Raw genomic sequence first — 23,809 nt, 5'->3', positions numbered from 1 at the left:
AATGTTGAAAAAGCGAGCCAAAAGGCTCGTTTTTTTATTTTACTTGATTTCCTCCAACAAAAACTTGCTCTGCTTTTAAGTTAGGAATTCCATCAACTGGCATGGTCATAATATCATCACTTAAAATCACAAAGTCAGCAAATTTGCCAACTTCTATACTTCCTTTTTCACCTTCTTCAAAATTGGAGTGTGCCGCCCAAATGGTCATTCCCTTTAAGGTTTCTTCTCGAGAGAGTGCATCCTTCATTTGAAAACCTCCCTCTGGGTACTTTTCCAAATCTTGACGCGCCACAGCTGCATAAAATGTTAAAAAAGGACTTACACGCTCTACTGGAAAATCGGTACCTAAGGCCACCGTACCTGCTTTATCCAATAAGGTCTTAAAAGCATAGGCACCTTGCACACGCTCTTCACCCAAACGATCTTCGGCCCAATACATATCACTAGTTGCATGTGTGGGTTGTATTGAGGGAATTATTCCATTTTCAAAATAATCAAAATCTGCTTCCGAGATTACCTGCGCATGCTCCACTTTCCAGCGTCTATCTTGTTTCCCTTCAAGTGCTTTTTTATAAGCTCTCAAAACAACAATGTTTGCCGAATCCCCAATGGCATGGGTATTCATCTGATATTCCGAAGCGGCAATACGCTCTGCCAAACCTTCAATTTGGTCTACTGGAGTAATCATGGCCCCAAAATGCCCCTCTTTATCTGAATACGGTTCTCTAAGTGCCGCACCACGGGAACCCAAAGCACCATCGCCATAAACTTTTACAGAACGCACATTTAACCTATCCGTCTTAATAATTCCTTTATCCAAGTAATAATCCAGGTTTTCTTTGGTATTGCTTACCATAGCATATACCCTTATTGCCAATTCCCCAGCATTTTGCAAACTATCGATCAGCTCAATTGTGGATTTGTACAATCCTGCATCGTTAACCGTGGTCAAACCGTAATCTAAACACAAACGTTCTGCATCTTTTAGGGCCTGAATTTGAGTTGCCCGGTTAGGCTGCGGAATAACCGCATCTATCATCCTTTGGGGATTGTCCACCAATACACCGGTTATTTTTCCATCCTTTTTTACAATTTCCCCTCCTTCAATTTCAGTACTTGCAGTAATTCCTGCCAAATCCAAAGCTTTTTGATTGACTAAATAAGCATGTCCATCTACTCTCTCTAAAGCGATGGGGGTATCAGGAAATAATTCATCAAGCTTATCTTTTGTAGGGAATTCTTTGACCTCCCAATCATTTTGGTCCCATCCCCTACCTTGAATAAAGTTGGTTGGGTTTTCTTTTTGAAACGCTACAACTTTATCAACAATCTCATCAAAACTAGAAGTGCCGACCAAATCCACAACCTGTTGGGTAAGGCCCAATCCATAAAAGTGGCAGTGCGCGTCTATTAATCCAGGAACAATAGTTTTTCCTTCGACGTCTAACTCTTTTTTTGCCTTATATTTTTGATTGATGTCCTCAATATCAGCTACTGCCACAATTTTTCCATCTTTTACAGCAATACTGGTTGCTTTGGAGAAATTGGCATCTACAGTGTAGACATTGGCATTGAAAACGATTAAATCCACCTCTTCTTTTGAATTGCAGGAAGCAAATAAAAGAGTGATTAAAAAATAGAAAAGAAGCTTATTCATTTTTGAAGGTTTCCTCAAAAATAGAAAATGTAATCGTATGTATTTATTATCGTCTTATTAATCTTCAAATTGGGTCATCACAAACTCTACTCTACGATTGGAAAGATGACTCTCCTTGATTTTTCCATTTCCGAGCGGTCTTGTGTCCCCAACACCTTCCCAAACAATACGATTGTCGTCAATGCCAAGATTTTTAAGATAAAGTGCAACGGCCCTAGCTCTTAAAGAGGATATAAACTTGTTGTATCCAGGTTGTCCAACATTATCTGAATGACCTGTGATCTTCATTTGTACCTCAGCATTTTCTTTGAGATACTTGAATATTTTTTTAACGCTCGCAACTGCTTCAGCATCCAGTTCATATCCTTTTGGTTCAAATGGATTGCGTTCTAGAACGTATATCTTGTCTTTTTCATAATTGACCCTTGGCAATTCTTCAAGACCCACATTATCAACATAATAATAGGAAAAATCACTGGATAGCACAGTACCCTCTTGTTCCAATAATTCTGTATTTAAATTATTATTGAAGTTCCCAACAATAATATGGTTTTCAAAACCTTTGGCTTCAAATTCAGCTGTTAGCGTTATCCAATCATCTGTGTTTGCCAATGATTTGTTTGGTTTAAGCTTTACTACTTGAAATGCTACATCTTCCTGTAAATCCAAACGAGAACCGGTCAAAGCCGAACCATTCGGGAACTTTACTTTTTTATTGACCAACACAATTGACATATTTTTCAAAGCCAAACTAGAAGCCTCTGCAAGACTCAATTGCAATGTAATTTTATAAGGGTGTTTTTCTCTGAGTGTTTTGCTGGTGTTCAACTGAATATATTCACGATAGTCGTTTAATGCATAGAAATAAAGTCCTACATAACCCGAGCCTTCATTCGCTTTTTGGGAGCCCTTAAAATTGGATGGCACACCAAAATCATTTGAACCGCATGCGTTAAAGTAGTCACCTGAACTTGATGTCGGTAAAGAAACATCTTCAAGCAAAGTACCAAAATTGGTGATGTTCTCTGGACAGGATTTATAATTTTCAAAGCCAGGGTTTAAAATCAAATTTTGCCCTGAAAGTGGAGTTCCTAGTAAAAAACAAAAACTGAGAAGTAAAAAAATACGAGTAACCTTGTAAAACATAGTTATGTTGATTTGTAGGTTCTCGTACCGCTTATACAAACGTGGTTTTTTAGCCCATATTGTTCAACTTGATATTTTTTGGTTTTGCTAATTTCATACTTCTTATAATACTAATTTCCAACAAAATTCGTTACTATAGTCCAAATCTTACTATGATGCGCATAGTCACCTATATGCTCGTTTTATCTATTGTTCCTTATTTAGGCTTTGGCCAAAATAAGATAAATGGCAAAGTTGTTGATCAACTTGGGTTTCCTGTTTATCGGGCTTCTGTTGAAATAAATGCAACGGACATTATTACCTATACCGACTATGAGGGTACCTTTTTGCTCAGTAGCGAAAAAGATTTTCATTGGAAAATCAACATCAAATCCAAAGGTTATAAACCAGAGTCTTTTTTTGTTTTAAGCGGTGGCAATGCAGGTAATATTATATTGGAATATGATGCCGATATAAAGAAACTATTGGATGGCAGTTCTAGCTTGCACCAAAAATTTTATTGGGATTCATGGAATGAAGCAATTTTGTTTCCCACATCTGAAAACCTTTTGGCCAGCGTTTTCAATAGTTCCAATTAAATTCCACCCTTCTTCCAGCCTTCCAGTTATCTAGTGGCAGATTTAATGCAAGTAAAGTTGTTACTATTGTAGATGATGATAGGTTATTACTCATCAACAAATTCGGTCATCACAAATTCAACTCTGCGATTCTTCCTTCTGGCTTTATCTGTAAGTGTACTATCCAAAGGAATCTTATTTCCATAACCAGCATAGGTTATACGTGTTTTTTCAAGCCCTAAACGTATTAGATGGCGTGCAACGGTATTGGCTCTTTCATTAGATAATACCTCATTGTATTCTTCGGAGCCCAAATCGTCTGTATGTCCACTAATGGATACCTTTAGACTAGGGTTCTTTTTTAGATACTCGTAAACATCCTTTAAACTTTGTTTTGCTTTAGGTTCCAATTCAAAGCGATCAAAATCAAAATTAACATGATTCAGCACATAACTTTGATTTGGCTTGTATTCAGGACCTAAATATGTGAGTGTAATATCGTCTAAGTAATAATATGAATACCCTTCGTCATTGACCGTATTCTTTCCAAAATCCAAATAGTTTGTACCTCCGTTACTTTTAAAGTTCCCTAGGACAAGGGTGCTTTCAAATCCTTTGGCAACAATATCCAATTCAACTTGCATCCAGTTCTTTTTATCATCATAAAACCCATTGGACGAAAATTGTTTGGCATGCGTGGTTTTTGTAATCTCAGAGGCCAAAGTAGCATTTGAGAGCTGCCTCTTGGTATGAATAGATAATGGTTTTTCTGAAAATACGGCACCAATATCCATTACTGCTCCGTCGGATTTTTCAGAAAGACTTAGAGAAAGACTAAGTCTATACCTATGTCCTTTTTTTAAGGTTTCAGATAGCTGTACTTGAATATATTCCCTGTAATCTTTTGGGGCAAACAAATACAGGCCAGCATAGCCATTTCCCTCAAAAGCTTCTTGTTTTCCTTTAAAATTCAATGGAATTCCTAGCTTGGTCTTGCTACATTCATTAAAATAGTCCGTAGTTCCCAACGTTGGGGCGCTCCAATATTCGGCGTCTTTGTTTAGATTGCTCATTTTAATTGGGCATTCTATAAAATCTTCGAAACCACCATTGTGTACCAGGTTTTGGGATACCGCTGACGAAAAAATCAGGGTAAAAAGAGAAAGGGGCAATATGTGTATGAATCGTAATCGCATGACTTCCAATTGAATTGGAGCAACCGACCTTGATAAAATAAGCAGGTCATTAGTAAGATGTATAACGATTTTCCTAACACCTTATTGTATTTTTCCTACAAATCAGAAGTCAAACTTATACGAAACCCCCGCTAGAGCTTGAAAACCTTGAACCCTAAAATTGGCCCAACGTTGATAATCATTATTGGCAATATTGGAAGCTTTTACAAAAACCGAAAGTTGTTCATTAAAACGATACCCAACATGAGCGTTGGCATCAAAAAAACTATCCAATGTCACAATGGTTGAAGGAAATAAATTGGGTGGAGTACTGGCTACAGCTGTTGACACCAAATCCTCACGCTCGCCAACATAAAACAAATTGGCGCCAAGGTACCATTGCTTATCTATTTGGTAATCCATGAACAAAGACCCTTTAACACTTGGTAAGTTCCAAGCTGGGTTATCGGTTTCGGTATCATAGTCATAGAATTCAGCATTGATGCCCAAAGTAAAATTTCGGTTTACATCGATATTTAATTCTCCGAAAATGCCAAGGGTTTTTACATCATCATAAAAAACCTGAAAGGAGTTCCCATAGAAATAGCCCTTTTCATCATCCCTAACCAAGTTTTGTGGATTTAAAAGGAATAATGGTCTTCTATTTTCGGCAGTGTATGAGCCTTTAATATTATAACTTACATTAGAAAGTAATTGGCCTTTTAAACCTAAATATCCTTCATATTGTTGGTCTGTGGGCAGTATGGACAGGGTTGGAGAAACATAAGGGTTCTCTTCTACAAAATCGTAGTAAGAATTTTGTTTTAGCTCTCCTTCTAACCCTCCATAGGCAATTACTGTTTCATCAAGTAAGCGATAAGACGCTGTTACAGCTGGATAAATATAAAAGTTGCTGTCGTTATTTTCCGTATCCAATCCATATACAAGATTGGCTCCCAAATTTAGGGTAAGGTCATCTCTTAATATTAAAAGACTTGGGTTTACCCCAGCTTGAAAATGACTATAGTTAATCTCCCCATCGTTTACGGTATTGTTCAAAGATGCATTTTTGAAGTTCCCGTTTATATAATCCAATTTTGTATTGATGGTCACCAATTCTTCGGTAATAGGAAGCTCTATAGTTGGCTTGATAACCACACGATTCTCTCCGGATTCTGTGGCATCCCAAAATCGTCTCAGCAAGATATTACCCTTTTTAAAGAAGGAGTCTTCCAAATTTAGGTGTGCTTTTGCTTCGGCATTAAAATAATTTTGTCTTTCATCAATTGAAGCAACCGTAGCATCATCAAAAGCGCCGTTTTCTATGCCATACCAATTGTATAACTGATGTTGGAGTCCAAGGTCCGCGCCCCACTCAATATCCCTGTCTTTTTTCGAATAGGAAACATCAAACTTCGTATTATAAAAATCAGCTTCAAGCGGTGTAGTTTCAATATCTCCGCGAGATGAATGATGGCTAAACCCAAAATCCAATAAATCCTCTCCTCTATTAAATTCTCTACTGGTGTATAGATCTACTAAAGCATTATTGAAATTCCCTAACCCTACTGAAGCATATGAATTGTATAAGGTGGGAGCTGGAGTCTTCTTCACTCTCGATGCCTTTCCTTTTGCCGGCGTAAATGTTGAGGCAACAGGAACAGAGAAAATACTGTAATTGATTTTCTTTTTTTGAAGCACAATGGAATCATTCAGATTAGGAGTCGATTTTAGTTTAAAGGCATCCGAAACAGTGGGGGAATACGGTTTTACAACGGTAACTGTTTCAGTACCAATATCATCGGTTTCCTGTGCTAAAACAGTGCCCCAAAAGCTCAAAAATAGAATTGAATATATATAGATGTTCTTGTACATGATTTGCTGTGGTTTAGTTCCCATTAGGATCTACTGAAGAATTACTTTGTGCTTCACGGGCTTTTATAATGGAAAGCTCTCCTTTTGCCTCTGCCACGATATCATCATATTCGGCAAAATTGGTGATTACACTTTCTAAGATGTATGTTGCCTGAAAAGCATCTTTCAAACCATAAAAATTCTTAGCCATGATAATCAGACCTTTTCCGCCCCACTCTTTATGAGCTGAATAATCTTTTGCCAATTTTTGGACAGATACATTTGAAGCTTCATAATCTTGGTTCTTATTTTTGAAATAGGCATCATAAAACCAGGCTTCGGCCGCCATTTCTCCAATTGCTATCTTCCTTACCTCTTTGTATGCAGTCTCCGCTAAAGGTTCGTTATTGGTTGCAATGGCCGAACGGGCAATCATGATTTGCGCATCACTCTTAATCCGATTATCAATTTTGGGAGCCTTCAATACCTTTTCTGCATAAGCTATGGTCTGGCGATAATCTTTTTTTCCATAATAGCCTTTCATTAGATTGGACTGTGCAAAGGTTCTGTTCTGCACAATTTCCGCGGTATTTTCCAACGTTTCCAAATATGGGATGGCACTCTGATAATCTTGTTTTCCAACAAATATCTCGCACACCCTGGTAAGTGCTTGCTCTGTAAATTCTCCATTGCCGCTGTCAGCAACAATTTGATATTTAGGCAATGCTTTTTCCTTATCTCCTTTTGAAAAATAGAGCTGGGCCAAATTAAAGTTCACCTTTAGCGCATGAAGTCCATTGGGGAATTCTTTCAAGTAGTCCTCATAGCCTCGAACAGCTAAATCAGTCTTACCTTCGACATATTTTCTTTCTGCAGATTCAAAACTTGCATTGTCCAGTTCAGCATCTGTAACTTCAACAAAGTCCAAGTTTCTAGCCCAAGCTGCATATTCGCTAACCCTACCCTCATCCACATATATCAATTTAGCAGTAGCTACGGCTTGTTTTGCTTCTTGTGTATTCGGGTACTTCTGCACTACGCCCTTTAACTTTGTTAAAGCCTGATCGTTTCTATTGGCGTTGTAATGCACCAAGCCTTGACGCAACATAGCCCGTGGGGCAAACTTGCTCCTGCCAAATTCATCCACCAATCGGTCATATGTTTGTAACCCTATAGATTCTTTGTTGCTTTTGATATAAGAATTACCAAGTTCAAATAGTGCATCATCACGTAAAGAAGATTTGGAATATCTGGTTAAAAATTGATTTAATCCATCAATCTTAGCAGAATTGTTTCCTAGAAACCCACTGCACAAGGCTTTTTGAAATGCTGCGTAATCTCGTTCAGGGCCATTTAATTTGGATGACTCATGGTAAGCAGACTGTGCGGATTTGTATTTACTGGTCACAAAATAGCTGTCTCCTAGTCGTAAATAACTATCATTCAACCGCTCGCCATCTTCTGTACCGGAATTGGTTACATTTTTAAAATATGTAATTGCCTTGCCGTAATCTTTCAACTTAAAATAACAGTATCCCAGGTTATAGTCCAAATCTTGATATTCCTCCATTTTCTTTGATGCCGGAAGCTTCTGAAATTGGCTAAAATCTGCAAGTGCTTCATCAAACCTATTTAACCTGTAGGCAGATTCTGCTTTCCAGTATAAGGTGCGCGATTCAAAATCTGCATTCTCAGCACTTTTTAAGGATTTTGAAAACCGTTCAAAAGCTGGTTCGTAATCACCATCCATGAATAATTCCACACCTCTGTAAAATGCTACTTTTTGATAGGTCTCTTTACTGGCATACCCCTTATTCTTTTCTAGTAGCATCATGGCTCCTTCAAAATTCTTGGAGGTGATATAAGAGTCCACCAACAATTCCTGTATTTCCTGTTGATGCTCATCCTTCGGGTATTTTTCCAAATAAGTGGTCATCACCTGCGGAACGGGTTCGTAGGCATTTCCTATTTCATAACTCAATCTTGCGTAGTTTAAAAGCGCATCTTTTTGAATCTCAGCACTGAAATCCATTTGAGATGCATTTCTAAAAGCATTTAACGCCTCTGATTTCTTGTCTAGCTTTAAATAACATTCCGCTAAATGATAATATGCATTTTGGGAAACACTGTTAGTGCCACCTATAATTTTATTAAACTGTTGGATTGCTCCTTCGTAGTCACCTTTTTTGTAATGGCTATATCCGGTTAAGTAATAATCCGTATTACTTAATTTACCTCTCTTACCTCTATATTTTTTTAAATAGGGAATGGCCTCATCATATTGTTCTAGGTTAAAGTAACTTTCCCCTATAATCTTATTGAGTTCTGATATTTCTTTACGGTCAGATTTTGGCAGGTGCTTTTTAGCTATTTCAATGGCCTCTTCAAAATTCCCAAGTTTAAAATTTAGGTCAGCTTGATAATAGGACAACTTTTCATTAAGCAACTCAGGGTCCGTAATCTGGTCAAAACGTGCGCTTGCTTCATCATAATCGTCCTGTTCGTAAGCAATATATCCTAAATAATATTTAGCCTGTGAACCATACTTTGGTGAATTGCTCACTTTGCTCAAATAGCGTTCCGCATCCTTAGGTTTTTTAGAAGCATATAACGCATAGCCGTTATTGAAGTTAAAACGTTCCTTGTCCGCATTTGACATGGCAGACTGATCTACCTTTCTGTACCATTTTAAAGCATAAGGATATTTTCCCGTCTCAAAATAGTAGTCGGCAACATCTAAAAAAGCAGAGTTACGCTTGGTGGAAGTTGGGTAACGCTCCACAAAATCTTCCATTTTTTTATCCGCTCCACGCTGACCCAATCTAATTGCGGCATTGGCAGAATAATAAGCACTGTTCGCTTCGGTTTCACCGTCTTTGGTGGTGGTTTTTACTTTTTCAAAAACAGCCTGCGAGGCCTGATATTGTTCATTGTTATACAAGGCCAATGCATCTTGAAAAGCCTTGTCTTCATGTGAATAGATTTTGGTTTCTTGAGCTTTAACAATAAAAAAAGCACCCAATAAAGTGGGAAAAAGAAGAAGATTTTTTCGATTCATAGTGTTCTACGCTGTTCTCGATTGATTGTTTACATAACGTCAAAATTTGGGCCAAAGTATATTTAAAAGCTAAGAAGCGAAATTTGGATAGGCTTAACGCTTTATAATTTTAGAACTTAGTACCTTTATTTTTTTAATGTAAAACTATGCCCGAAACTATCGTAAAATTACAAGATGTTGCTGTTTTTCAAAATGAAAATTTAATTCTTAACAATATCACCTTAGAAGTTAAGAAGGGTGAGTTTGTTTATGTCATTGGAAAAACGGGAAGTGGCAAAAGTAGTTTTATGAAAACCTTGTATGCTGATATTCCATTAAAACAGGGAACAGGCAGTGTAGTGGATTTTGATTTAAAGAAACTTCAAGAAAAAGATATTCCATTCTTACGGAGGAAACTAGGCATCGTTTTTCAAGATTTTAAATTACTGCCGGACCGAAACATAAACAATAATCTCCGTTTTGTGTTAAAAGCTACCGGATGGACAGATGCTTCTAAAATGGATGCCAAGATTGAAGAGGTTTTGGACAAAGTGGGAATGAAAACAAAAGGTTTTAAGTTTCCGCATGAACTTTCTGGGGGAGAACAACAACGCATAGCTATTGCCCGTGCGCTATTAAATGACCCCGAACTCATTCTTGCAGATGAGCCCACAGGAAATCTTGATCCCCAGACAAGCGTAGAGGTCATGAAAGTGCTGCAAGACATTAACCAAAATGGACGTACCATAATCATGGCAACCCATGATTACGCGCTCATCCTAAAATATCCCCACAAAACACTAAAATGTGATGGCAGTAAGGTTTTTGAAGTTATTCAAAAAGCGATTTGATCATGATTCTTAAAAAACAGGATTGCAATAAGGACAAAAAATCAAGACCTTTAATTGGGATACTTCTATTTTTAATCTCAATTATCTTAATGGTTTTAACCGGACCGCTGGGGCTTGTCTACGGCTTTTTTCAACAATTATTCACCAAAGGCTTAGTTGGAGTTGGCGAATTTGCCTTAAAAATCGCCGTTTCCATAGATCAGCTGGGGAATGTAGTCATGCAACATCTCTTTAACTTATTATGGATAAAAGATGGAGGATATGAATTTGGGAATAGCGATGAAACTATTTCCAGCGCTCTTGGAAAAAACAAGCAATTAGGCACATTATCAGGGTTTGGAAAGGCAATAGACAAAATTTTGGATAGCATTGATTCAAATCACTCCCTTAATTCTATAGACTATTATATTCAGCCCTCTGAAGAGAACCGTTAACAAATAATTGAATATTGTTAACCGGTTAATCCTTTGACCGCCAAAAGTTTTTTGTTTATTTGTCAAAACTAAATTTTCTTCCCTTTTATGGAAATTCTTGGTATTGATATTGGAGGCTCAGGTATTAAAGGTGCGTTGGTAAACGCTGAAACTGGAGAAATGCTGACGGAAAGATACCGCATTCCTACTCCTAGTTCAAGAAAGCCAGAAGATATGGCCGAAGTCATATCTCAAATTGTTGATCATTTTAAGTATAACGGCCCTGTTGGTTGTGGTTTTCCAACAATCGTTAAAAATGGAGTTTGCCAATCTGCCGGAAATCTGCATCCAAGTTGGGTTGGGGTAAATATAGATGAACTCTTCACAAAAGTTACCGGCCATGAATTCACCGTTTTAAACGATGCCGATGCTGCTGGTTATGCTTCAATGAATTATGGTGTTGGAAAAGGGAAAAATGGACTTGTACTCATGATTACCATAGGTACAGGATTAGGTAGTGGTGCTTTTTACAATGGCGTATTGCTTCCTAATTTTGAATTGGGTCAAATTCCTTATAAAAAATACAAGAAAATTGAAGAGTGGGCAGCTGCATCGGCAAAAGAAAGAGAAGGTCTCACTTTTGAAAGATGGGGCAAACGCTTCAACAAGTTCCTAAAATTGGTAGAATTGATAATTTCTCCAGACCTAATTATTGTAGGTGGGGGCACATCAAAAAAATGGCAGGAATTCAACCATTTAATTACCATTGAAACTGATGTGGTAAAAGCGGAATTAATGAACCATGCCGGTATTATTGGAGCTGCCGTAGCTTGTTTAAGAGAACAGCATCATGGTCACTTAAGCGAAAAAGCTTAATCTATCTTGTTTCGCTTTCTGTCTACTTCTTTTAGATAAATTTTTCTAAGTCTAATATGACTAGGAGTTACCTCAACATATTCATCTTTCTGAATATATTCCAATGCTTCTTCCAAAGAAAACTTTATAGCCGGTACAATTTTAGCCTTATCATCTGCACCTGAAGAACGTACATTCGATAACTTTTTAGTCTTGGTTACATTAACGGTCATATCATCACCACGTGAATTTTCACCAATAACCTGTCCTTCGTAAATATCTTCTCCCGGATCAATAAAAAATTTGCCTCTATCTTGAAGTTTATCGATAGAATAAGGAATAGCAGTACCATTCTCCATAGAGACCAGAGACCCGTTTTGCCTTTGTGCAATATCCCCTTTTAAAGGTTGGTACTCTAAAAAGCGGTGAGCCATTATAGCTTCACCTGCGGTGGCAGTCAACAATTGATTTCTAAGACCAATAATTCCTCTGGACGGAATCAAAAATTCACAAAGCATTCGAGAACCCTTTGCTTCCATACTGGTCATTTCACCTTTTCTAATGGAAACCATTTCTACTGCCTTTCCAGATACTTCTTCTGGCAAATCAATGGTTAAATGTTCTACTGGTTCACACTTTACTCCATCAACTTCTTTGATTATAACCTGAGGCTGTCCTATTTGAAGTTCGTACCCTTCTCTACGCATGGTTTCTATCAATACGGAAAGATGCAAAACACCTCGACCAAAAACCATGAATTTATCCGCACTATCGGTTTCTTCAACGCGTAGCGCCAAATTCTTTTCCAGTTCTTTTTCCAAACGTTCTTTGATGTGTCTGGAAGTCACAAATTTACCATCCTTACCAAAAAATGGACTGTCATTAATTGTAAACAACATGCTCATTGTAGGTTCATCAATGGCAATGGTTTTCAATTTTTCGGGATTTTCTAAATCAGCAACCGTGTCACCAATTTCAAAGCCTTCCATACCAACTATTGCGCAAATATCACCCGCTACAACTTCTTGTACTTTTTTACGACCCAATCCTTCAAAAGTAAAAAGTTCTTTCACTTTGGTTTTTACAATACTACCATCCCTTTTCACCAAAGAGATTTGCTGGCCTTCTTTTAAAGTACCACGTTGTAATCTACCAATAGCAATACGTCCTGTAAAAGATGAGAAATCCAAAGAGGTAATCAACATCTGAGTAGACCCTTGCTCTGGTTTAAATTCTGGGACATGTTCTATTACCATATCCAGAAGTGGTTCTATATTAGAGGTCGGTTTTTGAAAATCTTCACTCATCCAGTTCTGCTTTGCTGAACCGTATACCGTCGGAAAATCTAATTGCCATTCTTCAGCTCCCAATTCAAACATTAAATCGAAAACCTTTTCATGTACTTCTTCTGGAGTACAATTTTCCTTATCAACTTTATTGATGACAACGCAAGGTTTTAATCCAAGATCAATAGCTTTTTGTAAAACGAATCGAGTCTGTGGCATAGGTCCTTCAAAGGCATCTACCAATAACAGTACCCCATCTGCCATATTAAGCACACGCTCAACTTCACCTCCAAAATCGGCGTGACCAGGAGTATCTATGATATTTATTTTAGTGTCTTTGTAAACAACAGAAACGTTCTTGGAAACAATTGTAATTCCCCGTTCTCTTTCAAGGTCATTATTATCCAAAATTAAATCACCCTTGTTCTCATTGTCTCTGAATAACTGACAATGAAACATGATTTTATCAACCAAGGTTGTTTTACCGTGGTCAACGTGCGCTATGATAGCAATATTCTTAATCTTGGTCATAACCTAATTTTTAAGGCTGCAAAGATACTGCTATTTTCTGCTTGTTAGTGCTATCAAATGTTATTTTTATCTTATTGATTTTGAGTGTGTTTCATAGTTATTTTCCAACACACCATCGCTTCTCGCTAATAATCCAACCCAAACTAAAATTTAAAACTGGGTGGATTCCCCCTTCAAAAGGACCAAAATAATAACCGGCTCCCGCATCTATTGAAAAACTCAATCCAGAATTAAAACTTCTTTGCACACCATAAACCAAGCCTGAATATGCATGTACGCCATCTACCAGTGTATTTTCTACGACTCTTTTCTCAGGAGAAAAAACTGCAACAGTGGGAGCTATATAATTCCCCGAATTTCCATAAATCTGTCTACCTCTTCTATACCTACCATTAAAATTGTGGTAATATCTGTTCTGAACGGTAATGGCCGGGAAGAAATCGTAATCTTCAATAGGTGTAGAGCTTGCCGGTTCCAATGCAACTTGCCATGCTACCCTAAAATCCAAAGTGCTATTGACCCCTAAACCCATCTCATACTCAAGGCCAGGGTTAAAGAAGTTAATCTTAATTTGTCTTACCTCGCAGTTTTTGCCAAATTGGGCCTGTATCAGAGTGCAACAAAAGAAGGTTGCTAAAAGGATAATTCTATGCATTGTAGGTTAATTTGGTACTATTATAACATATACTTTTTCAAAATAGTATTTTTGCCAAAACATGTGTTGATGCAATTAGACGTAATCCCTCAGTTAAAACATACAAATAGTGATAATTTTTTCTTGCTAGCGGGTCCTTGTGCCATTGAAGGTGAAGAAATGGCCCTTCGAATTGCCGAACAAGTAGTTGAGATTACGGAGAAGCTTGAGATTCCCTATGTTTTTAAGGGGAGTTTTAAAAAGGCCAATAGAAGCAGAATAGATTCTTTTACTGGTATTGGCGATGAAAAAGCATTGAAAATTCTAAGAAAAGTATCAGAAACTTTTAAAGTTCCCACAGTTACGGATATACACACAGAACAGGATGCAGCTATGGCTGCGGAATATGTAGACATCCTTCAAATTCCTGCTTTTTTGGTTAGACAAACAGATTTGGTCGTAGCAGCGGCAAAAACCGGCAAAACTGTCAATCTAAAAAAGGGACAATTTATGTCTCCAGAGAGCATGAAACATGCCGTTACCAAGGTAACAGAGATGGGTAACGAGCAGGCCATTATAACAGATCGCGGTACCATGTTCGGTTACCAGGATATGATTGTGGATTTTAGAGGTATCCCCACCATGAAGCAGTATGCACCTGTGGTACTAGATGTAACGCATTCGTTACAACAACCAAATCAATCTTCTGGTGTAACTGGGGGAAGACCTGCGTTAATAGGAACTATGGCACGTGCAGGCATTGCCGCGGGAGTTGACGGACTTTTTATGGAAACCCATTTTGACCCGGCCAATGCCAAGAGTGATGGTGCAAATATGCTGGACCTAAGTTTACTAGAAAAACTATTGACCGATTTGGTGGCGATAAGAAAAACTATTAACAACCTCTAACCCATTTCCTAATTCAGATGAATTGTAATAAAACTCTTCTGCTACTATTTTCTTGTTTCTTTTTAACCGTAAGTGCCCAAAAAGAAGATGAATTTGGAAAGCTTACTTCTTTTGAGAAAAATTTTAAAACGTATGAAAAAGATTCAACCGCTAAGGCAGTTGTACTTTTTGAAAAAGGCAAAGACCATTTTGAGGTAATAGGTAGTAAGATTAGATTAATCAAAGAATATCATGTAAAAATAAAAATTCTAAAAAAGGAAGGGTTTGATAAAGCCACCATCTCTATTCCTTATTATCATAAAGATAGACTAACCGAAATAATTGAAAATATTAGTGCCATAACCCACAACGGAGATTCGAAAAACTTTGTGTTAAAAAACAAGATTTATACTTCTGATGTAAGTGAAAATTGGTCTGAAAAAAAATTTACGTTTCCAAATCTACAAGAAGGTAGTATTCTGGAGTATCAATACAAATTGATTACACCTTACATGTATAATTTAACAGGATGGGTCTTTCAAAGCGACATTCCAAAAGTACAGAGTGAATTTACTGCGGAGATACCAGGAAATTATGTTTACAATAGAACTCTTATTGGTTCATTAGAATTGGATATTAACGAATCCAGTGTAAAAAAGCGTTGTTTTCATATAGAAGGTTATGCTATAACTGGCGATTGCGAGGTGGTAAAATACGGAATGAAAGATATCCCTGCTTTTAAAGAAGCGGAAAAATATATGTTGGCGCCTTCAAACTATATCTCAAAAATTGAGTTTGAACTGTCTGAGTTCAAGGGGTTCAATGGTGTTCGGGAAAAATATACCAAAACTTGGAAGGATGTTGATAAAGAGTTCAAAGCTGATAAAGACATTGGAAGGCAGCTTACTAAAAATGCATATTTCGAAAAAAATGTGCCATCAGAACTTTTCGATGAACCCGACGAACTCAAAAGAGCAAAGGAAATATATGAGTTTACAAAAAGTTACTTTACTTGGAATAAAAAATACAGTATCCATCAAAATAGTAGAGTAAAAGATGCTTTTGAGAAAAAAGCTGGAAACGTGGGAGAAATTAATTTATCACTAATCAATTTGCTCAACGCGTCTAATATAAAAGCTGAAATAATGCTTATGTCTACAAGAAAAAACGGGATGCCAAAAAAAATACATCCCGTAATGTCCGATTTTAATTATCTAGTCGTAAAAGCAGAAATAAACGGGGAAAGCTATCTTTTGGATGCCACTGATAAGGAAACCCCTTTTGGAATGCTCCCCTATAGATGCTTGAATTATTATGGTCGGGTAATGGATTTTACGAATGGGAGCTATTGGCACGACATTACACCTGAAGAAAAAAATAAGAACATTGTAAGAGGCATGGTTTCTTTGGATTTGGAAAATGAAATAATTGAAGGAAGTTTTAATTCCATTCAAACAGGATACTATGCCGTTGACAAAAGAAAAGCTATTAATGCATTATCCAAAGAAGACTATCTCATACAACTTGAAGACTCTTTTGCAAATGAGGTAAGTATTTCGGATTATGAATTACAAGAAGAAAATTCAGATGAAAAAAGGGTTTCAGAACGGTATAAATTTGAATGGGAAATGGGTAGCATAGAAGATAAGTTATATCTAAATCCCTTTTTTATAAAGTTCTTTTCAAAGAATCCCTTTATTCTTGAAGAACGTAACTACCCTATAGATTTTGGGTATAAAAGAAATTTTAAGTATCAAACATATATTAAAATACCTGAAGGGTACAATCTAAAAAACTTACCCGAAAACAGCAATATTATCCTCGGTGATAATTCAGCACAGCTAAGGTTTGAGTGCGTTGAAAAATACGGCGTAATCACAGTGCTTTTTGATTTTTGTATTAAAAATTCGAATTTTGCCTCTCATTATTATAATCCGCTCAAAGAAATCTTCATGAACGCGGTTAATATTCAGAGTAATTCATTGATTGTATTAGAAAAAATGTAATCTTACTTCCAAAACCCTTTGTGGTTTACATTATAGGCATCTTGTAAGACCTCAATCAAAACTTGCCCATCAATTTCATCCAAAGTAGTATAGCGAAGAGATTTCATTACTTTTCTTCCGTCTGTAGTCATTTTATCAAGATGGGCAGTTAAATGAGCAGAACTCCAAAAACCAACATCAGCATACTTTTTTTTGGAGGGTACATTTATATAACAAAATGGCTTACCATCTAAATAGTAAAATGGGATTCTATATTTAAATTTTAGCTCCAATTGAGGGATAGTCGTTTCAATCAGTACTTGTAGCTGTAATAAAATACCTTTAAAAGGTTCCTCTTGGCTTAGAATGTAGTCCTCTGCTGGATTCATAATTCAAAAATAAGTGGTAATTCATCTAATTTTTAAAAAAAATCATCGTGATAAGAAAATTATATTAACTTTGAATTTCAAAGTACTTTAAAATGGAATCAAAAAAATACTTAGACGATATTTCCCAAATCAAGGATTTAATGAATCGTTCTTCCAGATTTATCTCTCTTAGCGGGCTATCTGGGATTTTAGCTGGCATCTATGCCATTACTGGAGCCATTGTCACTTATATCTTCCTAATTCCTAAAAACGAAGGTTATGTGACCCTACATAGTTGGAATTTTAAAATAATTGTGGGTATTTTAGTCGCAGTTGCTGTTCTGAGCTTGGTTACTGCATATTTGTTGTCCTCAAAAAAAGCAAAAAAGAATAATGAAAAGGTATGGGATGAAACCACTAAAAGATTGCTTATCAGTTTTTTGGTGCCACTGGTTACTGGCGGTATATATATTCTCATCAAACTTAACAGCCAGCATTATGGACTCACAGGGTCATTAATGCTCATTTTTTATGGATTGGCGTTGGTAAATGCTTCCAAATACACCATTGGAAATGTAAAATATTTGGGATATGCAGAAATCATTTTAGGATTGATATGTGCTGCACTACCTGGGTACGGATTTTGGTTCTGGGTGATTGGATTTGGTGTTTTGCACATTATATATGGCAGCCTGATTTACTTTAAAGAAGAAAAAGCATAGCATGGGGCTTATTGACAATATCAACAAATTGTTTGATCATCGCATAAGATTAGGTATAATGTCTATTCTTATGGTTAATGAAGAGGTTGATTTTAATCGGCTTAAAGAGTTATTGGATGTTACGGATGGTAATCTCGCCAGTCATACAAAGACATTGGAAAAAGCGGAGTATATAAAAATTGAAAAGTCGTTCATTGGCAAAAAGCCCAACACAAGATATTCAGCTACTGCATTAGGTAAAGTATCCTTTAAAAAACACATAGAAGCATTGGAACATATCATTAAAAATCAATAATCATTTTTTTTATTCATTCACTTTGAAATTCAAAGTACTTTAAATTATATATTATGGCTATTCAAAAACAGAAAATTGGAAACTGGTTTAAAAACTCAATCTCAGCTAAAATGCTAACCGTAGGATTCTTAATTCTAATATTATTGATTCCGCTGAGTTTTGTAAAAGACCTTATTAGAGAAAGAGGATTTAGACAAACTGATGTTATTGCCGAAATCAACAGTAAATGGGGTGAAAAAGTGGTGCTCTATGGACCTATTTTAAAAGTCCCTTATAGAACTTATGTAGAAGAAAAAGTTTTTGATGAAAAAACCAAAACTTTTTTGAAAACTGAAAAACCGGAGATGCATACAGCGTATTTCTTTCCTTGGGAACTTGATATAGACTCTAACGTAAACACACAACCTTTAGAACGTGGCATCTATGAGTCTGTAGTATATACCGCTGATACCAAAATAAAAGGAAAATTTGCCAAGCTCAACTTCGCTGTCAGGGAAATAAAGGACGAAGATATTCTTTGGAACAAAGCTACGGTTGTATTTAAAACTAGCAACCTTAAAGGCATTCGGAACACCATCAACGTAAAACTTAGCGAAAATACATATCCTTTAAAACCCAAGTTCGATTCTTCTTTTATGAATACCTTGGAATCTGGTTTTTTAACGGACTTAAATAAAATAAAGGAACATTCTTTTGCTTTTGAATCTAATTTTGGGATAAATGGCAGCCAAACACTACAGTATATTCCCATTGGCAGGGAAACTGACGTATCCATGAAGTCCAATTGGCATTCTCCAAGCTTTAATGGAAATTTTCTGCCAGATACAGAAGGTAAAAAGATTTCTGACAAAGGTTTTGAAGCCAAATGGAAGGTGTTGGAAACCAACCGAAGATTTGGGCAATACTTTTTTGATTCGTTACCAGATTTATCACAATTTTCATTTGGAACCGAGTTTCTTGTGCCTGTGGACGACTACCAGAAAACCGAGCGAACCAGTAAATATGGCCTTATGATTGTTGGGTTGACTCTTTTAGTATTTCTATTGATTCAGATTAGCAGTAAAATATCCATTCATCCCTTTCAATATTTGATGATTGGATTGGCATTGGTCATGTTCTATACCCTTTTAATTTCCATTTCTGAACATCAAAGTTACCTTTTTGCCTATCTAATTTCAGGAGTATCTGTAGTAACACTGATTACAATATATTCCAGATCCATCTTAAAAAATTCAAAATTCACTTTTTTGATTTTAGGGTCCATGTTTAGTTTGTATACGTTCATTTTTGTGATAATACAGCTGGAAGACTACGCCTTATTAGTTGGTAGTATAGGTCTGTTTGTCATTTTGAGTATTATCATGTTTACCTCTAGAAAAATTGATTGGTCAGGAAGTCAATTGCCTACCTAAAAGTATATGTACTGTTCCAGTAAACCTGGAACAGTATTTTTTACAATCGCTTTAAATCATATTTCATGAACAGATTCATATTATTTGCAATAGTTCATTATAGAACACTACTGCTCTCTTTATTATTTGCGACCATATTGGTACTGGTCAGGGCATTGGTTACAGGCTCCTCCTTTTACGGTTTTTTAATTTGGAATCTATTCTTAGCTGCTTTGCCTTACATACTTACGCAAACAGTATATTGGTATCCGTATGAGAGAATAAAAAATCGTACTCGTTTGGTATTGTTTTTAATTTGGTTGGTTCTCATTCCAAATGCGCCTTACATTATAACAGATCTCATACATCTACATAATGAATACTCTTTCTGGAAATGGTTTGATTTGTTTATTGTCTTTGTTTTTGCTTTCAATGGATTGATTTTAGGTATTCTATCTTTGATTGATGTATTCAAATTCTTATGCTTCTATCTACAAGAAAGATGGGCATTAGTTATCGTCTTTGGTATTTGTATAGTGAGCGGATATGGTATTTATGTAGGTCGATTCCTTCGGTTTAATTCATGGGACATTTTAGTTCGACCACGCTTACTGTCCAATGAAATAGTTTTAAGTTTAGGACAATCTAAAGTATGGTTGATGACATTTGCATTTGGAATATTTCTTTGGATGGTTTTTTCTGTTCTTCGTTGGGTTAAGGAATAGTCGTTGTTAAACATGGTTTTTTTATGGTTAACCGTTTCTTAACCAAAAGTAATTCTCTTGTAAAATTGGTAATCCGTGTAGTTTTATACATTTGAAGAAACCATCATTATGAAAACCCAACTACTTTTTCTTTCAATTCTTTTTTCAATCACATTTTATGCCCAAGAACATTCACATAAAAGTTCTGGTGCTATAACGTACCCTAATGTCCCTGGATACAAAACATTGAAAACCGATTTGCACCAACATACGGTATTTTCAGATGGAAACGTTTGGCCTACCATTCGCGTGATGGAAGCCTTACGAGATAATTTGGATGTAATCTCTTTGACAGAACACCTAGAATACCAACCACATTCTAAAGATATTCCCCATCCTGACAGAAACCGTTCTTTTGAATTGGCATTGCAAGAAGCAAAAAAACACGATTTATTGATTGTACATGGCTCTGAAATTACTAGAAGTGCTCCAGCAGGGCATAGTAATGCCATCTTTATTTCTGATGCAAACAATCTAATGGACAAAGATTCTGTAAAACAATTTGCTGAGGCGAAGAAACAAGGTGCCTTCGTATTCTGGAACCATCCTGCCTGGTACCCACAATCTCCTAATGGAAATCCTGTTTTGAGTGATTTTCAAAAAGATCGGATTAAAAATGGAGAGTTGCACGGTATTGAAGTCATCAATGCAACCGATTATGCTGAAGAATCCCTGGCCCTGGCCCTGGAAAACAATTTAACCATCATGGGAACGAGTGATGTTCATGATTTAATTGATTGGGACTACACTGAAAAAGGTCACAATCGACCAATTACATTGGTTTTTGCTAAAGAAAGCTCCGAAACTTCCTTAAAAGAAGCCCTTTTTTCAGGTAGAACAGTTGCTGTTTTTAATTCGCTCTTGGTAGGAAAAGAGGAAAATTTGACCCCATTATTAAAAGCTTGCATTGTTGTGGAGGGTGCTACTTATATTAATAATACCTCAATTTTAAAGGTTACCTTGAAAAATGTTTCGAGCAGTGATCTTTTGTTTGAAAACCAAATGCCACATACGTTTTATTCAAGTTCTCCAGTTTTTACCGTTCCTGCAGAAGGAACAAAGACCATACAAATAAAAACATTGGAAAGATTAGATTCTGTTGAATTAAAATTAAAGGTATTGGGTGCTTACATTGCTCCTAAAAAACATCCAGTACTGCAGTGGCAAATTGTAGTTGAGAATAACTAGGCAACAGAGAAAAGCGCAGAACCATTGATTTCGTTATCAAAGTCTGTTTTTATTTTATCTATATAGCCTTGAGGTGTTTTTTCTGAAATCCAAACCCATTGGTTTTTAATGTCCACATCAAAATGGAAAGAGGAAAAATCCCCAAAGCACTCACTATCTAATCGAGATAATAGGAATTTGGTGATTCTAGGTCGTAATCGATATTCTAAATCTATGCAGACCTTTTTTATGGTTGGATTGGTATCTCCAGAAATTACCCAGTTGAAATTCACTAGTTTGGTTATAAAGGGAATACCAAGATAACAAAAAATAACAATTGAATAACGAATAGGAAACACTCCTCGACCAAGCACAATTATTCTAGTCCATCCACGTAATCTTGTAGATAAGAATACCTTTTGGTCAAGCTTCCATTTTGGGTCATTCGCGCTCGTTCTAGGATTCCATCCGCATCTCCATCAAAGAAAGCGGGAATCACATATTTTGAAAAAGCTCCACCAAAACCGTTGCTGGCATCTCTAGGCAGTTCACAAGGTAAGTTGTCCACAGCCATGACTGCAATAGCATTAGCATTTTTATAATCGGTCTCCTTTTCTGTTAAAGGGTCATAGCCATAAATGGGTTCTGCAATGGTAGAAGGCTTAATTGTTGAAGCTACAGGACCATCAATATCGCAACTCACGTCCGCTACTACTTTTATTTTGAAATCAGGATGCTTTGCATCTTCGCGAGTATACAAATAGGGCGCTCCATCTCCATAAAAATGACCTGCTATATAAAAATCCGTAACCTCAGCAAAGCGAAAAAAATTGGATTTGTATTCATGTGGGTTTTCGAAAAAATCCGCTTTATTGCCTCTGACCCCATCTTTGCGTTTGTTGTATTCTGATGCATCTATCTGGCAATACACAGGTTCGTTAAAGCTGTCTTTTAAATATTCTGCAACGTTTACTCTTTTAAGACCCATAGCATCTAACATTTCTCTAGACCCATTACCTACCCTACCCCTACCTGTAAGTAAAATTTTAATCTTTGGAAGTTTTATTTTTTTGAGTTCGGTTATCAATGCTTGTTGATCTTTTAAAGTTTCTGCTTTTGGAAGGTTGAACACATTAAACTTTAACCCATATGCCCGTATGCCATTATAGGCCCCCACTATGCCTGCATAACGGCCAAATGCCACTAAACGCTGCCCTTTGCTATTGGTAATTACCTCATGGTCATAGAGTTCTATGTTCTTTTCTAAAATAGCATTTAACAATGGACGGTTATAGGGCTGTTTTTTTATGGTATGTGAGAAGAAAAAATATTTTTTGTTAGGGATTAGAGCTTCTATTGGTACTTCTTTTACCCCGAGCAAGACATCGCAATTTTCCATGTTTTGAGATATGGAAACACCTTTTTCTTGGTATTCTTCATCTTTAAATACTCGAATAGGGGAAGATTCCACACTTAAATGTGCTTCTGGAAAGGTGGAAAGGACATTTTGACACTCTGCCGGGGATAGCACCACTCTGCGATCTGGCGGGTTTTTTCGTTCTCTTATAATTCCGAACTTCATAAATAATCTGGTATAATTATTGACCTAAAATAAGGGTATTGAAGAGGTGGCACAAACTTTTTTCTCCTTTGATAGATAAAAGTTAACTTTGCCGCCCGCGTTAGGGATAGAGGCAAGTACTTTGTATAGCCGATAGCCCGACCCTTTTACAGAAGGGAAACGCACATCCTTAGACTTTGTTTAGGGGGATTAAGATCATTGAAATAATGGGGCCGACCGGTTTTGACAGCGAGACCAATGGCATTGTAAGCATGTCGAGCGCTGGGATACAGCTCGTTAAACTCATTTTCCACACTTTTAATTGGCGAAAATAACTACGCTCTTGCCGCTTAATCCGAATTATAGTAGGATTTAGCCTCGTCCTTACTAGGTAGGGAAGCGAGATGTTCCTGGATAGCCCTTGTTGATGGCGATCCATTTAGGAGCACCATAAAAGTCAACATAAGGATGTTGTTCGCTTTGGCAACATCACTAAAACCTTAAGAAGCTAAGTGTACGATAGGCGGTCTTTGGTCGGTCGTGCATCGAAAACTGAATAAGGACTAAGCATGTAGAAAGCACTGACTTTGCTTGTTTGGACGAGGGTTCGACTCCCTCCGGCTCCACTTTTTAGGTATCAAAACGATACAAAAACCCTGTAATCAATTGATT

The 23,809-nt window shown here is 36.7% G+C and carries 21 protein-coding genes and 1 other RNA gene; 12 read left to right on the top strand and 10 right to left on the bottom strand.

What is annotated here, in order from left to right; all coding sequences use genetic code 11:
• Positions 1-34: 34 nt before the first annotated feature.
• Both SJY44_RS07580 and SJY44_RS07575 read right to left on the bottom strand, forming a co-directional pair.
• On the bottom strand, positions 35-1,657 hold the full coding sequence (locus SJY44_RS07580; protein WP_396591903.1) for an amidohydrolase: 1,623 nt from the start codon (positions 1,655-1,657) through the stop codon (positions 35-37).
• A gap of 57 nt (positions 1,658-1,714) precedes the next feature.
• Positions 1,715-2,803 (bottom strand): OmpA family protein, encoded by a 1,089-nt coding sequence (locus SJY44_RS07575; RefSeq protein WP_396591902.1) that lies wholly within the window; start codon positions 2,801-2,803, stop codon positions 1,715-1,717.
• A gap of 152 nt (positions 2,804-2,955) precedes the next feature.
• Between SJY44_RS07575 and SJY44_RS07570 the strand changes: the two genes are divergently transcribed.
• Entirely contained in the window at positions 2,956-3,381 is a 426-nt protein-coding gene (locus SJY44_RS07570) for a hypothetical protein (protein WP_396591901.1), read from the top strand.
• An 86-nt stretch (positions 3,382-3,467) separates the two neighbouring features.
• Here SJY44_RS07570 and SJY44_RS07565 read toward each other — a convergent pair whose 3' ends face one another.
• The 3 genes from SJY44_RS07565 to SJY44_RS07555 all read right to left on the bottom strand — a co-directional run bounded on the left by SJY44_RS07565 (position 3,468) and on the right by SJY44_RS07555 (position 9,447).
• On the bottom strand, positions 3,468-4,556 hold the full coding sequence (locus SJY44_RS07565) for an OmpA family protein (RefSeq protein WP_396591900.1): 1,089 nt from the start codon (positions 4,554-4,556) through the stop codon (positions 3,468-3,470).
• 102 nt (positions 4,557-4,658) lie between these two features.
• Positions 4,659-6,410, bottom strand: coding sequence for a TonB-dependent receptor (locus SJY44_RS07560; RefSeq protein ID WP_396591899.1), 1,752 nt, complete (start codon positions 6,408-6,410; stop codon positions 4,659-4,661).
• A gap of 13 nt (positions 6,411-6,423) precedes the next feature.
• Positions 6,424-9,447, bottom strand: a complete 3,024-nt coding sequence (locus SJY44_RS07555) for a tetratricopeptide repeat protein (protein WP_396591898.1) — start codon at positions 9,445-9,447, stop codon at positions 6,424-6,426.
• 146 nt (positions 9,448-9,593) lie between these two features.
• On the opposite strand from SJY44_RS07555, the gene SJY44_RS07550 reads away from it, so the two are divergent.
• The 3 genes from SJY44_RS07550 to ppgK all read left to right on the top strand — a co-directional run bounded on the left by SJY44_RS07550 (position 9,594) and on the right by ppgK (position 11,566).
• Positions 9,594-10,277, top strand: a complete 684-nt coding sequence (locus SJY44_RS07550; protein ID WP_298928709.1) for an ATP-binding cassette domain-containing protein — start codon at positions 9,594-9,596, stop codon at positions 10,275-10,277.
• A 2-nt stretch (positions 10,278-10,279) separates the two neighbouring features.
• On the top strand, positions 10,280-10,711 hold the full coding sequence (locus SJY44_RS07545) for a hypothetical protein (RefSeq protein WP_396591897.1): 432 nt from the start codon (positions 10,280-10,282) through the stop codon (positions 10,709-10,711).
• A gap of 87 nt (positions 10,712-10,798) precedes the next feature.
• Complete coding sequence (ppgK, locus tag SJY44_RS07540; RefSeq protein ID WP_396591896.1) at positions 10,799-11,566, top strand: polyphosphate--glucose phosphotransferase; 768 nt, start codon at positions 10,799-10,801, stop codon at positions 11,564-11,566.
• Here ppgK and typA read toward each other — a convergent pair.
• Both typA and SJY44_RS07530 read right to left on the bottom strand, forming a co-directional pair.
• Positions 11,563-13,362, bottom strand: a complete 1,800-nt coding sequence (gene typA / locus SJY44_RS07535; protein ID WP_298928716.1) for a translational GTPase TypA — start codon at positions 13,360-13,362, stop codon at positions 11,563-11,565. The two genes, ppgK and typA, sit on opposite strands and share 4 nt — an antisense overlap.
• 97 nt (positions 13,363-13,459) lie before the next feature.
• On the bottom strand, positions 13,460-14,017 hold the full coding sequence (locus SJY44_RS07530; protein WP_396591895.1) for a hypothetical protein: 558 nt from the start codon (positions 14,015-14,017) through the stop codon (positions 13,460-13,462).
• A 69-nt stretch (positions 14,018-14,086) separates the two neighbouring features.
• Between SJY44_RS07530 and kdsA the strand changes: the two genes are divergently transcribed.
• Both kdsA and SJY44_RS07520 read left to right on the top strand, forming a co-directional pair.
• Positions 14,087-14,905, top strand: coding sequence for a 3-deoxy-8-phosphooctulonate synthase (kdsA, locus tag SJY44_RS07525; RefSeq protein ID WP_396591894.1), 819 nt, complete (start codon positions 14,087-14,089; stop codon positions 14,903-14,905).
• A gap of 17 nt (positions 14,906-14,922) precedes the next feature.
• A complete protein-coding gene (locus tag SJY44_RS07520; RefSeq protein ID WP_396591893.1) occupies positions 14,923-16,890 on the top strand; it encodes a DUF3857 domain-containing protein in 1,968 nt (655 codons plus the stop codon).
• A 2-nt stretch (positions 16,891-16,892) separates the two neighbouring features.
• On the opposite strand, the gene SJY44_RS07515 is transcribed toward SJY44_RS07520, so the two are convergent.
• On the bottom strand, positions 16,893-17,258 hold the full coding sequence (locus SJY44_RS07515) for a DUF1801 domain-containing protein (protein WP_396591892.1): 366 nt from the start codon (positions 17,256-17,258) through the stop codon (positions 16,893-16,895).
• A gap of 92 nt (positions 17,259-17,350) precedes the next feature.
• On the opposite strand from SJY44_RS07515, the gene SJY44_RS07510 reads away from it, so the two are divergent.
• From SJY44_RS07510 to SJY44_RS07490, 5 genes are all read left to right on the top strand, one after another.
• Positions 17,351-17,959, top strand: coding sequence for a hypothetical protein (locus SJY44_RS07510; RefSeq protein WP_396591891.1), 609 nt, complete (start codon positions 17,351-17,353; stop codon positions 17,957-17,959).
• A 1-nt stretch (position 17,960) separates the two neighbouring features.
• Positions 17,961-18,254, top strand: coding sequence for a winged helix-turn-helix domain-containing protein (locus tag SJY44_RS07505; protein ID WP_396591890.1), 294 nt, complete (start codon positions 17,961-17,963; stop codon positions 18,252-18,254).
• Positions 18,255-18,307: 53 nt separating this feature from the next.
• Positions 18,308-19,666 (top strand): cell envelope integrity protein CreD, encoded by a 1,359-nt coding sequence (creD, locus tag SJY44_RS07500; RefSeq protein ID WP_396591889.1) that lies wholly within the window; start codon positions 18,308-18,310, stop codon positions 19,664-19,666.
• A gap of 65 nt (positions 19,667-19,731) precedes the next feature.
• The gene (locus SJY44_RS07495; protein WP_396591888.1) at positions 19,732-20,370 is read left to right on the top strand and encodes a DUF1361 domain-containing protein; all 639 of its coding nucleotides are present in this window, start codon (positions 19,732-19,734) and stop codon (positions 20,368-20,370) included.
• Positions 20,371-20,478: 108 nt separating this feature from the next.
• Positions 20,479-21,597, top strand: a complete 1,119-nt coding sequence (locus SJY44_RS07490) for an Sb-PDE family phosphodiesterase (RefSeq protein WP_396591887.1) — start codon at positions 20,479-20,481, stop codon at positions 21,595-21,597.
• Here SJY44_RS07490 and SJY44_RS07485 read toward each other — a convergent pair.
• Positions 21,594-21,869, bottom strand: coding sequence for a hypothetical protein (locus tag SJY44_RS07485; protein WP_298928743.1), 276 nt, complete (start codon positions 21,867-21,869; stop codon positions 21,594-21,596). The two genes, SJY44_RS07490 and SJY44_RS07485, sit on opposite strands and share 4 nt — an antisense overlap.
• Positions 21,870-21,952: 83 nt before the next feature.
• Positions 21,953-23,158: an NAD(P)-dependent oxidoreductase gene (locus SJY44_RS07480; RefSeq protein ID WP_396591886.1), complete on the bottom strand. Its 1,206-nt coding sequence runs from the start codon at positions 23,156-23,158 to the stop codon at positions 21,953-21,955.
• Between the two features lie 208 nt (positions 23,159-23,366).
• On the opposite strand from SJY44_RS07480, the gene ssrA reads away from it, so the two are divergent.
• Positions 23,367-23,766: a transfer-messenger RNA gene (gene ssrA / locus SJY44_RS07475) on the top strand.
• The last annotated feature ends 43 nt before the right edge of the window (positions 23,767-23,809 follow it).

Source organism: Allomuricauda sp. R78024 (assembly GCF_044596045.1).
In the GTDB taxonomy this organism is placed as follows: Bacteria; Bacteroidota; Bacteroidia; order Flavobacteriales; family Flavobacteriaceae; genus Flagellimonas.
This window is presented reverse-complemented; position numbering and strand designations above follow the sequence as displayed.